This window comes from Paenibacillus solanacearum (genome assembly GCF_910593845.1).
Taxonomy (GTDB): domain Bacteria; phylum Bacillota; class Bacilli; order Paenibacillales; family NBRC-103111; genus Paenibacillus_G; species Paenibacillus_G solanacearum.
On the sequence record NZ_CAJVAS010000030.1, the window covers coordinates 69,530 to 81,949 of the forward strand.

Annotated in this window: 9 protein-coding genes; all 9 read right to left on the bottom strand. The window is 58.2% G+C overall.

All coding sequences use genetic code 11. The annotated features are described in order from the left end of the window. Positions 1-368 precede the first annotated feature (368 nt). The gene (locus KXG62_RS24305; protein WP_218094614.1) at positions 369-569 is read right to left on the bottom strand and encodes a hypothetical protein; all 201 of its coding nucleotides are present in this window, start codon (positions 567-569) and stop codon (positions 369-371) included. Between the two features lie 650 nt (positions 570-1,219). Continuing rightward, positions 1,220-2,584: a class I SAM-dependent methyltransferase gene (locus KXG62_RS24310; protein WP_246627615.1), complete on the bottom strand. Its 1,365-nt coding sequence runs from the start codon at positions 2,582-2,584 to the stop codon at positions 1,220-1,222. A 23-nt stretch (positions 2,585-2,607) separates the two neighbouring features. Beyond that, entirely contained in the window at positions 2,608-3,807 is a 1,200-nt protein-coding gene (locus tag KXG62_RS24315) for a PQQ-dependent sugar dehydrogenase (protein WP_246627616.1), read from the bottom strand. Between the two features lie 162 nt (positions 3,808-3,969). Further along, a complete protein-coding gene (locus KXG62_RS24320) occupies positions 3,970-4,410 on the bottom strand; it encodes a Dps family protein (protein WP_218094615.1) in 441 nt (146 codons plus the stop codon). Positions 4,411-4,646: 236 nt separating this feature from the next. Continuing rightward, a complete protein-coding gene (locus KXG62_RS24325) occupies positions 4,647-6,971 on the bottom strand; it encodes a PAS domain S-box protein (protein ID WP_218094616.1) in 2,325 nt (774 codons plus the stop codon). A 147-nt stretch (positions 6,972-7,118) separates the two neighbouring features. Next, positions 7,119-7,892, bottom strand: a complete 774-nt coding sequence (locus KXG62_RS24330; RefSeq protein WP_218094617.1) for a sporulation protein — start codon at positions 7,890-7,892, stop codon at positions 7,119-7,121. Between the two features lie 90 nt (positions 7,893-7,982). Continuing rightward, positions 7,983-8,624 (bottom strand): serine/threonine protein kinase, encoded by a 642-nt coding sequence (locus tag KXG62_RS24335; RefSeq protein ID WP_218094618.1) that lies wholly within the window; start codon positions 8,622-8,624, stop codon positions 7,983-7,985. After that, complete coding sequence (locus tag KXG62_RS24340; RefSeq protein WP_218094619.1) at positions 8,614-9,492, bottom strand: SMP-30/gluconolactonase/LRE family protein; 879 nt, start codon at positions 9,490-9,492, stop codon at positions 8,614-8,616. Before KXG62_RS24340 ends, KXG62_RS24335 begins: the two co-directional genes overlap by 11 nt. A 204-nt stretch (positions 9,493-9,696) precedes the next feature. After that, positions 9,697-11,796, bottom strand: coding sequence for an S-layer homology domain-containing protein (locus KXG62_RS24345; protein WP_218094620.1), 2,100 nt, complete (start codon positions 11,794-11,796; stop codon positions 9,697-9,699). Positions 11,797-12,420 lie beyond the last annotated feature (624 nt).

Genomic DNA, 12,420 nt, shown 5'->3' on the forward strand with positions numbered 1-12,420 from the left:
CTGCTCGCATGAAACGATCCGTTGCCACGACGGCGGCCATGCTCTCCTTCGCCCTGCGCCATGATCGGGCGGTCCTGCCCGGCAATGAGGCCTAATTATACTTGCCGCAGCGCATCAGGCTGCCGTCAAGCGCCTTACTTCATGATACAAAATAAGCAAGCTGCTTGAACATGCAGTTATCTTTCATAGCCATATACTTCATTTCAGCCGGCCCTTTTTCTTACCGTTTTCGCTCCGAAAAATGGCCTTTTTCCCCGCTGTCGTCCTGCCCTGAAAGCCCGTCTTGGCTTGCCTGCGGGCCACAAGGTCGAGCCTGAAGGAATGGCTTCCTGCCCATCCGGCTTTGGCGGCAAAACATCCCTGCTCTGTCATCCTTTGACACCGCGCCGAAAACGCAACGCAGAAGTCTTTATGGATAAGATCATGCCGCAGTTCATCGCATAAGAGATGCGAATGCGGATGTGAATGCCGACGCGTTCGCTTTGATCGCTCAGGCTGATCGTGACGCGCAGCGTCTCCGGGTTCGAAACGCCCGAGATGATTTCTCCGCTGCAGCTGCAGGATCTCATGCTTATCCGCGAACACGCCGAACTGCAGCATGTTCGAAGCACACGGCAGCCCCGGCCGTAGACTCTGCAAGTACCAGCTTGCTCCGACCGTCGGCGAGCCGCACGGTTTTTCAACGCGCATGAATCCCAGGCGCGCGTTGCGATGCTGCGCGGTGGCCTTTCGAACCCTACGCATAGCGCTCGATCAGTGGCCTTGACCGCTTCGGCAACACACTCCATGTGTCTGCTTTGCTTTATACGGACGTACTTTTTAGGGTCATTGCACCCTTTCGTACCCTTATGACCCCTAAGTGGATTGGATGCTGAGATGGATCCCGCATCTCTCGATTTTTGCCGTCTAATCGCTGCGGTTCTACTGTATTCAGGACGCTGCGTTCCGGAGCATATCATCGTATGACATGGGCATATAACTTATTTCAACCTTCCGACTGCAGCCCGTTTCTTTCCCCGCGACGAGCGGAATCGTCCTGTGCATAAGGCCGGCATGCCCCCAGTCATGCGAGCCATTTTCTCCCGAGCTGTTCTTCTGGATTCCCATCGCCCATCAAGTCAAATCTGCAAAAACTTTAATCCTTCCTATAAATCAAAAAAAGGCGGGAATCCTCGATTCCCGCCCATCGCATCCAGCGTTATCGGCTATGCGCGCCGTTTTAGACCCTCGTCAAACCCGCCTGCTCCAGCTCGGACGCCAGCGCCCGCTCCAAGTAAGGCTTCGCCTGCAATAGATCGCGAAATGCTTCATAGCCTTGCACGAGTCGGCTGCGCTCGTCCGCCGGCAGCGGCTTCGGGCTTTTGACCGCGCGAATGAGCAGGTTTTTGGGCGTATGCTCCAGATCGATAAACTCCAGCATCTGCGTCTTATAACCGACGATGTCGAGCAGCTTTGCCCGGATCGCATCGGTTGCCAGCGCCGAGAAGCGCTCCTTCAAAATTCCGTGCTGCAGCAGCGGCCCGAGCACGTCGCTGTCCACTTGGCGGAACAGCTCATGCTGGCAGCAAGGCACCGACAAGATGACGGACGCGCCCCAGCGCACCGCCTTTTCCAAGGCGGCGTCGGTCGCCGTATCGCAGGCATGCAGCGTCACGACCATGTCGACCTGGCGAAGCTCATCGTACTTGGCGATGTCTCCGACGAGAAACCGCAGTCCGCTATATCCGAAGTTTGCGGCCAGCCCGCTGCAATGGCGGATGACATCCTCCTTCAGATCGAGGCCGACAACGCGAATGTCGAGCCCGCGCACAACGCTGAGATAATGGTACATGGCGAACGTCAAATATGACTTGCCGCAGCCGAAGTCGATAATGTTGAGCGTCCTCCCTTGCGGCAGATGCGGCACGACGTCGGCGATCATCTCCACGAAGCGGTTGATCTGGCGGAACTTATCGTATTTCTTCGCCAGCACCTTGCCTTCCGCATTCATGATGCCAAGCTCGACAAGAAAGGGAACCGGCACGCCCTCCTCGAGGACGTAGTTCTTCTTCCGGTTGTGCTCCAGTGGCGCGGCGGCCACGGCCGCCTTGGTCGCAGGCTTCTTCAGGATACTGGCCTTGCCTTTCTTCGAGACGAGCACCTGGTAATCGGCTTCGCCCGTCTGCAGCAGCGCTTGCCGGAACTGCTCGTTCATCAGCGATATGAGCCGTTCGGCCGCCTCCTCGGGCAGCTTGTTGTCGTGCAGCACCTTCGGTCCGCAATAAGAGCTGAACTGATAATGCAGCTCCCCCTTCAGCTCGACCGGCTTGACGGTCACCTTCGTGCAGCCGTTCGGCTCGCTGCGCCGTACCTGGCTGAGCGTCGCCTGGATCAGCAAGCGTTCCCCGCACAAGAGGCGCTGCGCCAAAGCGGCAAATTCGCTATCCTGCCTTCCTTGTCCGGATAGCTGCTCCGTTGAGCCGGGCGGCTGACCTTCCACCGCCGGCAGTTGCGGCGCTTGCTGCACAGCAGCGTTCATCTGCTTCGGCTGCTGTGCCGGGTGTTTCATTTCATGCGTATCCTGCTGCTCATTACGTTCTTGCATCGCGTATGTCCCCAATTCTGTCCTTATTTAAACATCGGCTTGAGCCGAATGATCTTGTCGTCGTCCGCCGCAGGCGTCCCGCGGCCGTCTCTGTTGTTGGTCAGCACATAAATCGACCCGTCCGGCGCTTCCACGACATCGCGGATGCGGCCGAGCTCGTCATGAAGCAGCGGCTCTACAGTATGCACGCCCGCACCGTCTGCTGTGAGCACGATACGCAGCACCTGCGTCCCCCGCAAGTTGGCTGCGAGCAGATTGCCCCTCCACGGCCCCTTGGTGACGAAGGTGATGCCCGACGGCGCCCAGGTGACGTCCTTGCTGTGGACGATCGGGCGTTTCAGCGGTCCCGGGCCTTTCTTCGCCTCATCGGCCGGCTTGACCTGCGTCTCGTCTCCTTGAATGAGCGGCCAGCCGTAATTGGCTCCCGGCTCGATCAGGTTGATTTCGTCATGGGCCGTCTGTCCGTGCTCCGAGCTGTACAGCTTCTTCGTATCGGGATGCCATGCCAGCCCCTGAGGGTTGCGGTGGCCCAGACTGTATACCGGCGATCCCGGGAACGGGTTGTCCTGCGGGATGGTGCCGTCCGGCTTGATGCGGAATATTTTGCCCGCCAGCTTCGAAACATCCTGCGCGACCGAAGGCTCGCTCGCATCGCCGTTCGTGAAATACAGCATGCCGTCCAGACCGAACTTGACGCGGCCGCCGTCATGGATTTGCGCGCCGGGCAGCTTGTCCATCAGCACCTTGTCCAGCTTCGCCTTGCCGCCGTTCTCCGCAAGCCGGACGATGCGGTTATACGGGCGGCCGCCTTCCGTGTAGCTGTAGTACGCATAAATATAATGATTTTGCGAAAAGTTCGGATCAAGCGTAAAACCGAGCAATCCGGCCTCCCCTCTCTTGAACAAGGCGTCGTCGAAGCGAAAGACCGGCTCGGCCGCAAGCTTCCCCTGCTCGATCATACGCAGCGCTCCGCCCCGTTCGGTGAAAAACATACGGCCGTCCGGCGCAAAGTCGATCTCCCACGGCACCTGCAGCCCTATAGCCACCGTCTCGCGTTCATAAGGGAACGCGGCATTCACCCCCTGGTTCTCCGCGGGAGCCGAGACGGGCGGCGCCTCCTTCAAAGCTCCAGGCTGCTGCTTCGGTACCGATTCGCAGCCTCCGAACCAGAGCAAGCTGATTAATCCGAGAACCATGCCGATCGGTTTGGTCAACAAAACCATATGCACTTCTCCCCCGTTCCTTTTTATCCCATTATACCCGCATTCGGACGGCTGAAATCAAGCCGCCTGTTCAATGCGCACGCTTATATAAAAGTATACTATAGGCGCCCGAATGCAAAAAACACGGCGCCAGACTGTTGTCTGCGCCGTGCTGTTCTTGTACTACTTGCCCAAAAACGACTCCAGCATCCACACGTGCTTCTCCAGGCTGCTATGAATCGCCAGCAGCATGTCGCCGGTCGTTTCGTCGCCCGCTTCTCCCGCTGCCGCCATGCCCTCTTTCAGTTCGCCGATGATCGTACCGAAATCATTTGCGACCGCACGTACCATTTGCTCCGCATTTTCGCTGCCGGATGCTTCGTGAAGCGTCGTTTTTTCCAGCACCTCGCGCATCGTCGCTACCGGAGATCCCTTGAGCGCGAGCAGCCGCTCCGCCAGCTCGTCCACATGCGTTGCCGCTTCGGTGTAGAGCTCCTCGAACTTCGCATGCAGTGTGAAAAACTGCTGGCCCTTCACATACCAATGATAGTTGTGGAGCTTGATAAACAGCAGGCTCCAGTTGGCGATTTGCGTGTTCAGCACTTCCGTTATGCTCTTAGACATGGATTCATCCTCCTCATTGTTCCGGACCATTACCTATCTTTTGCAAAAACGGAACTCTTCATGTGTGACTCGAATATTTTGCCGATTCCGACAAGAGAAGACAAAAGATGGAATGAATCGCGTTTTTCCACGTGAAACAATTTGTCGAACATTTGCGATTACAGCAAGTGGCAAGTCGAATCCCCGCCGTACATGCGCCGAGCTTCCATTTCCCTGCCCGACACTGCTAATTTGCATTATTTTCCCGCTGCGAACCGGACCGTAAAGACGGTTCCTTCCGTCCCCGTCTGCCACGTCAACCGTGCCTGATGGCGGGAAGCGATGCTGAAGCAAACGGCAAGTCCAAGGCCGGTCCCCTGTTCCTTCGTCGTAAAGAAAGGCGTACCGAGCTTGTCCTGCACCTCCGGCTCCATCCCACCTCCTTCATCGCTAATTTCGAGCACGACCTCGGCTCCATCCCGCGATGTCGCGATTCCGAGGCTGCCTCCCTGCTCCATCGCCTCGAGCCCGTTCAATGCCAGATTCAATATCATCTGGCGAATTTCCTTCTCGTCGAGCTGCAGATCAGGGCATGGCTTCAGATCGAGCTTGAGCGACTTGCCCGATAGAATCGCTTCCGCCTGAATCAGCGGATGAATCGCCTCGATGATCTCGTTGAGGCTGTTGCGCTTTCGGTCCGTCGTCTTGTTTTTGGCGAGCGCCAAAAATTCGGTGATGATCCCGTTGGCCCGGTTCAGCTCCTCGACCATGACGTCGATAATTTCTTCGGGCGGCGTGTTTTTGTTCGTTCGCATCAGCTGCAGGAAGCCTCGGACCGTGGTCATCGGATTGCGGATTTCATGCGCGATGCCTGCGGCCATCTCGCCGATCATATGAAGCCGGTCCAGCCGGGCGATTTCCCGCTCCAGTTCGACCCGATCCGTAATATCGGTAATGACCGTAAGCACGCAAGGATCGTCAGGCGATTCGATGATTTCGGTGGAAAGCAGCCCAGTACGGACTTCCCCGCTGCGCGTCGAATACGATATTTTCACATCCGTTACTGCGTCTCCGAACCCGTACGACGCAACATGCGGTCCCTGCTCCGACGGCTCGATCGTAATGTTCAAATCCGCTTTGCCGCTCAGCAGCTCCCGGATCGAGTAGCCGCTGTGGCGCAGCCAGCTCTCGTTCACATCGAGATACGACTGGTCGACAAGCGATTGAATGGCCATCAGGCTAGGGCTCGCTTTGAATATTTTGTAGAACCGCTCTTGGGAATCGCGTATCCGCTTCTCCATTTGCCGGCGCTCGGTCGTGTCCTGGATATAGAGCGTAACCCCTTGCGGCCAAGGGAACACGCGCGCCTCAATCCAGCTGCTCGTCACAAGCGAATAAAATTCCTCCTGCACCGCCCGCTTCTCCCGGATCGCCTTGCTGATCAAGGCGTAGCAGTATTCCTTCTCCAGCGGTATAAAGTTCAGCATCGACTTGCCGAGCGCTTCTGTCAGCGAGACGCCGAGCCGCTTCTCGCCCGAACCGTTCATATAAAGCACATTCCATTCGAAATCGAGCGCGTAAAAAGCGTCGGTAATGCTCTCGATAATGCAGTTGATCCGGTCGTATGAGGTTTGCAGCTCCTCGGAAATCCGGGACCGCTCCGTCATCTCCCGGCTCAGCTGCAGATTCGCTTCCCGCAGCTCCTGCGTCCGCTTCTCAACCGCCCGCTCCAGCCGCATATACTGCAGCTTGCGCTCGGTAATATCATGCACGGAGCAGACGTAGATCGACTGCTCTCCGATGCGGGCGACGCCGATCTGCAGCTCCGCGGGAAAGATGCTGAGGTCCCGGCGCACGGCCGCCTTCTCAGTTGTCACACCGAGTTCCGCTTCGGCGATGCCGCCGGTTTCGCCGCCGAACAGCGGCTCCGTATCGGGAAGCAGCCTCCATACCGGCAGTCCGTGCAGTTCTTCCGGCTTGAAGCCGAACATCCGCTCGACCGCAGGGTTGGCTGCCAGAATGGCGCCTTGATGATCTACGGTCAGAAACGTATTGACGGCCGTTTCGCCGATGACCCGGGCCATCGCTTCCGCCCGGCGCAGCTCCTGCGTCGTCTGCAGCAGCTGCAGATGCGCCTTCTCCAGCGCCGCCGTCCGCTCGCTGATCAGCTCCTTCTGTTCCTCGAGCTGCATCCGGTCCAGGTACATCTTCACGAACTGCTCCACTTTATGCTGCAGCGCTGCGGGCTGCAGCGGCTTGAATATAAAATCGATCGCTCCGGCCTCATAACCTCGCATAATATGCTCCGGCGCATGGCTGAGCGCCGTGACGAAAATAACGGGAATATGCCGGGACCGTTCCCTCGATTTGATCATCTGGACCGTCTCAAAGCCGTTCAAGCCCGGCATCTGCACATCCATCAGAATAAGCGCAAATTCCTCCTGCAGAACGCGGCGAAGCGCTTCTTCTCCCGACCCGGCCGTCACGATCCGGTATTCCGGAGACTGCAGCGTGGAAGACATCGCGAGCAAATTTTCCGGACGATCATCTACGATCAGTACGTTCACTTGCTTCTGGGGCATAGCGAGAACTCTCCTAATAAGGTAATTATGTTGTCGCATCTCGGTCGCATCCTTATGTTATTTCGATCATGTACCAGTTGATTCCTGCCGCTGGAAAAAATGAAAAACAAGCCCTTGAGCGATCAGGGGCTTGTTCCCGCTTGAAATCTAGCTGTAATTGGATATCAGTTGCTTCAGGTTTCCCGCTACCGCCAAAGGACCACGCCGCAGCTCATTGCCCGGAATCATGACGCGGACGAAGCTTTCGTCCGTCCCGGCCGCTTCCGCGAAGATGCCGCGAATGCCGCGCGCTTTGCGGTCAATCTGCAAATACAGCTCCAGATCGTCGCCGCTCAGGAAGAAGAGTACCTCCAGTTCGTCAAGGGCACCGCGAAAATGCGTAGTCGGCACGAACTCGAACTCCTGGACGAACGGCAGCCTTCCTCCGAGACGCGGCGCGTAATCATTCGTGACTTCCCGCAGACGGAAGCCGAGCTCGCCAAGCGCGTCGAGCACGACTTGCATATACGGATGGGCGATGATTTCGACATAATCGCGATCGGTCGGGTCGACGGCCATCTTGATATCAAGTCCGGTCTCCAGCCAGACCGGACTGCTGCGCAGCGAGACCGGCGTGTACTCGGGCACGGTGAAGGCGAACGGAATCTCCGTCCGCTCGCCGGCGGCGAGCATGAACTCGTCGGTAATCATGAATTGGGCTACGTCGGCCGTAACCGTTACTTTCCGATCGTTTTCCTCTTTGACGTAGCTCGTTTTGATGTATAAATAAATGCGGTCGATCCGCTGCTCCAATTGTCCGCCTTGAATGAGTACTACGCCGCGCAGCTCCTCGCCTACCGCGACCCGGCCGGATTCCAGCCGCGTATCTACCTTCGCCGAGCCTACCCCGACACTGGCCAGCACCTTTTTGAACAGTGACATGTGAACGCCTCCCGTTAACTGTGTTTCAGCCTTCGCTGCTGCGGTTCATTACGCACCTGACGGCGATTCGGTTTCAGGTCCGGGCCGCCTTTACCTTTTCTTGATCAGACGGTACCCTTTGCGAATCGCATTGAGCATGAAATCCGGCACGGGCCACCGGCGAAGCGGCGGAAGATAGAGCAGCCGGTACGCTTTCTTCAAGTCGTCCCACATCGTACAGCGATCCGGCTTCAAGAAATCGGACACATCGACGACGATGCCGCGCCCGTCCTTCAGCATGACGTTTTTGCCGTGCACATCATGCGGGTTCAGTCCCTTGGATACGGCGTAAGCAAGCGCTTCGTCGATGTCCTCGATCACCTGCCGGGGGATCGGGATGCCTCTGCGGATGCAGTCGTACAGCGTAACGCCGCTCAACCGGCGCAGCACCAGATAGCCCTGTCCGTAATGCAGGCATTCGGAATAAGCCGGATGCCTGCCCAGCCGCCGGTACACTTCCGCCTCTTCCTCCAGACCCGGCCGCCCCGGCGCATACACTTTCACGACGCGGTCGCGGAATTCCGGATGGGCGAGGACCGCCGCATAGTTGCCTGCGCCGATCAAGCGCCACGGCTTGGGCAGCTTTTTCACAACGACGGGCTCGTGGGGATCTTCGCTAACCACCCGCAGCTGGCCAAGCAGGTTCCGTTCAATTTCACGTATGAGCTGCCGAAGTCCCCTGTTATCCCCCATAAAAACAAGTCGGCCTGCCTTTCACACCCGGCTTGATGCGGAACAAGCCGCCTGCATGCGGCTGCTCCTCCAGCTGCTGGTCGCTCTGGCCGATGCGCGCCGTTGTAATATACAGCTCGTCGTAATCCGCCCCTCCGAACGTGCAGGAGGTCACGCGTGCCGCAGGGACAGGGATCGAGTCGATCTTGACGCCGGAGGCCGGGTCCCATCTCGACACCTGCCAGCCGTCCCACTGCGCGATCCAGAGCATGCCTTCCTCGTCGACGGTCATCCCGTCGGGCAAGCCTTCCCCTTGCGGGATCTCGACGACCGTACGCGGCATAGCCATTTCCCCTGTCCCGGGGTCATAATCGTAAGCCTTAACCCGGCGGGTCGGCGAGTCGATATGATACATCGTCCTTCCATCCGGGCTCCAGCCAAGGCCGTTCGATGTCGTGATCCCGTCCACAGCGGCACGAAGCGTGCCGTCCGGCTCCAGGCAGTAGAGCGTCCCGGAGGGCTTAATCTCTTCCCTATTCATTGTCCCGGCCCAGAACCGGCCGGCCTCGTCGCATTTGCCGTCGTTAAACCGGTTGCCCGGCATGCCGCTCTCGGGATCGATCAGCTTCGTGAGCCGCTGCGACTCCACATCCAGCGTGTGAAATCCATTCTCCAGCGCCAGCACCAGCCCCCCTTGCGCTCTCGGTACGGCTGCGCCAACAAGCTGATCTAGCGTAACCGATCGATGGGTTCCGTCGGCCGGATCGTAGAAGTGCACCTGCTTCCCTATAATATCGACCCATATGATTTGAGCGCTTCGGTGATCCCAGGCGGGACCTTCGCCCAATGCCGCCTTTCCATCCCATACCAGCTCCAGCTTCCGCTCCATCCGTTATTCCGCCTCCCTCTGCTTGAACGTATTGTCCGCTTGAATCCATATAATCCCATTGTAACATACAGCAGGAAGCGGAAGAAGCGGAACAGCGCCGGGCGGTCCCCTGCGCGGCAGATATCGCAGCATGGGTCTGCCGTCAGATCGATACACACAGCAAGGGAGCCGCGCTCATCGGAACGGACTCCCTTGTTCTTTCGTTTATCGCTGCAGCACCCGGCTGACGAGCGTCACCGCTTCCGCTCTCGTGGTTGCTCCTTGAGGTCTCAGCGTCCCGTCGGGGTAACCGTCCATAACCCCTTCCGAAACCGCGGTGTTCACGGCCTCTCTGGCCCACGAGGAGATGTCGCCCGCGTCCACGAACGGCAGTGTCTGACCCGCCTGGACGCTCTTCAAGACGTTGGCATTCACAAGCATCAGGACGATTTGCTCGCGCGTAACCGGATCGTCCGGACCGAAGGAAGTGCTGCTGTAGCCGCTGACCATACCCGCCTGGGCCGCTGCGGCAATGTAGCTGCGGGCCCAATGCTGCGCCGTATCGGCAAAGCCTGCGTCTCCACCCACCTTCAAGCCCAGCTCCTTCACCAGAAACGTTACAAACTCAGCCCTCGTGATGCCGGCATCCGGCTTGAACGTGCCATCCGGGTACCCGTCCAATGCGCCCCGCTCGACGAATCTCCGGATCTGCGCTTCGGCCCAATGCCCGCGAATGTCGCTCAACACCGGATAGGCAGGCGGCGGCGGAGATGGCTGCGATGGCGAGTCATCCAGCGTTTTCTCGACAGCCCACACGGCGAATTTGCCCAAATGGGTTACCGTGCCGCTGATTTCGTCTTTTTGCAGATTGACGGCGAGATTGTCGAGCGCGACCCATATATCCGCGCTTTCGTCCAGCCAGGCGAGCTTCAGCTCCTGCTTCGACAAATCCAGTCCGGACTTATCGAATGCCAGTGTAACGGTGATCGGCTTGGCAAACGAACCGGCGACGTGCTTGCTGATCTGAAACACGCGGCTTGCCAGCACGGCGCGGTCATGCTGCGGAAGAGAGCCATCGGAATACGCTTCGATCTTGACAAGAATGTTCTCCGGAAAAGCCATTCGCGGAATCGTTACGGAAGCCCCTTCGACCGAAACGGTGCCGCCAAGGGCCGCCTGAACCAGTTCCCCGGCCGAGGTCGTCTCGCCTCCATCCGAAGAAGAATCGCTGTCGCCGCTATCCCACGGCGGCTCCTGCAGGCTCAAGTCCCGCTGCGATTTAACCCGAAACAACGCGCCGTTGTCGTAAAGCAGCTGCGCCGCGGAGTCGGCATACGTGTCCGTCGTTACGCTATCGGATAAGCCGGCGTTCCAAGCGGCGATTGTGTAGCTTCCCGTGGGCACTTCAAACCAGTACCTTAACGCATTTCGCTCGTAACCGGCAGCCACCGTGTACAGCCCGTACGGCGAAGACTGCCTGCTCGCTCCGTATCTTGCCGTAAACTCGTTCAGCAGGATGTCGGATTCGTATACGTTGGTCACATCCGACCTCACGGCGCCTGCCAGCATCACCGTATCGCTTATCGGCACCCCGCGCTGCTCAAGCTGCTGCAGGAACGGGGCCATCTCTTGGGCCGGGTTGTCGTACAGCGTCATCGCTTCCATCTGCGACAGGTTAAGGTCTGCCAGGCGGGACAGATTCGCGATTTCGTTATGATCCAGTTCAAGTCGCTTCAGGTGCTGCAACGTTAGCAGACCGGAAATATCGCGGATCTGGTTATGGCTGAGGCCCAGCTCCGTCAACCCGGTCAAGTGCCTCACCGCCTCCAGGTCCGTGATTCGATTGTTGCTCAAGTACAGCTTCTCCAGCGACGCAACCTGTCCCAGCGAATCGATCTGCTCGATTTGGTTGCCGAATAAAATAAGTTCATGAAGACGGCTTAATCCTGCCAGCGGTGAAATATCGCGAATCTGGTTATGGGGCAGTACGAGCTTTTGCAAATTTACGGCATATTCGATGCCGCTCAAATTGGCAATGCCTCTGTCCCCCGCTACCAGCTCCGTCATTTGGCTTAAATCGTCCGAAGTCACGTACCGCTCGGGAATCCCGAGCGTTTCGCGAACGGCGGCTTCCAGGCCGGCATCCGGGAAATACACGGCTCCCGTCACCTGATCGTAGACGCCGGACGTGACGCTGGCCTGCGGCCCGGCCGTCCCTTCCGCGTACACCTGCCCGAAGCCGGCGAACAACGGGGCCATGAGCAGCGCGGCGATCATCCACAGCGCTAGACAACTGATTTGCGTTTTCCATCGTATGTACCACATGGGTTTACTTTCCCTCCTCACGCTATCCCCAAGCCGTTCATGCCATGATCACGCGATGACGAAGCGCGGCTTGAAGCTTTCTGTTGTCTCTTTCGTTAACGTGTCGTTCCTCGGATGGACCGGCCAAATCTCCGTACCGCCCCCTCTCCTGCAGCCAGCCCATCCGGCCGCTGGCTGCGCCGGCCTGCGACGCATCGACGGTTCGGTTGCATGGGCCCGCCGCTTCTTACGAAGACTGCTCCAACGGGGCGTGGCAGGCTCCATACCGCGCCGCCCGCTTACAGCTTATGTTTCGGTTTCGCATTTCAGCATACTTGATCCTCCATCTCCTATTGGTGTTCTATATCCTTAACGCATCAGGAAGCCGTTACCTAACGCTTCAAGCGGCGAGCAAATCATGCAGTATCGTTCCCATCGATCAACCGCCGCCATCATCATCCTATTCCATTCGCCGCATGTACGTTCGCGCGAGTCGCTTCGCCTGGCGGCTGCTTCCCTTCCGAGCTAGAGTGAAGGGCTGAAACTTTCAGCCCCTCCTCATCAAACCGTACGTGAGGTTTTCCCTCATACGGCTTTCCGATGTTCGTCTTTCATGTGCATGCAGATTACAAGAGCGTCTTTAAT

Coding starts and splice junctions, on each gene's coding strand:
- KXG62_RS24330 (WP_218094617.1), bottom strand. CDS start 7,892: ATGTCACTGTTCAAAAAGGTGCTGGCCAGTGTCGGGGTAGGCTCGGCG.
- KXG62_RS24315 (WP_246627616.1), bottom strand. CDS start 3,807: ATGGTTTTGTTGACCAAACCGATCGGCATGGTTCTCGGATTAATCAGC.
- KXG62_RS24335 (WP_218094618.1), bottom strand. CDS start 8,624: ATGGGGGATAACAGGGGACTTCGGCAGCTCATACGTGAAATTGAACGG.
- KXG62_RS24320 (WP_218094615.1), bottom strand. CDS start 4,410: ATGTCTAAGAGCATAACGGAAGTGCTGAACACGCAAATCGCCAACTGG.
- KXG62_RS24325 (WP_218094616.1), bottom strand. CDS start 6,971: ATGCCCCAGAAGCAAGTGAACGTACTGATCGTAGATGATCGTCCGGAA.
- KXG62_RS24345 (WP_218094620.1), bottom strand. CDS start 11,796: ATGTGGTACATACGATGGAAAACGCAAATCAGTTGTCTAGCGCTGTGG.
- KXG62_RS24305 (WP_218094614.1), bottom strand. CDS start 569: ATGAGATCCTGCAGCTGCAGCGGAGAAATCATCTCGGGCGTTTCGAAC.
- KXG62_RS24310 (WP_246627615.1), bottom strand. CDS start 2,584: ATGCAAGAACGTAATGAGCAGCAGGATACGCATGAAATGAAACACCCG.
- KXG62_RS24340 (WP_218094619.1), bottom strand. CDS start 9,492: ATGGAGCGGAAGCTGGAGCTGGTATGGGATGGAAAGGCGGCATTGGGC.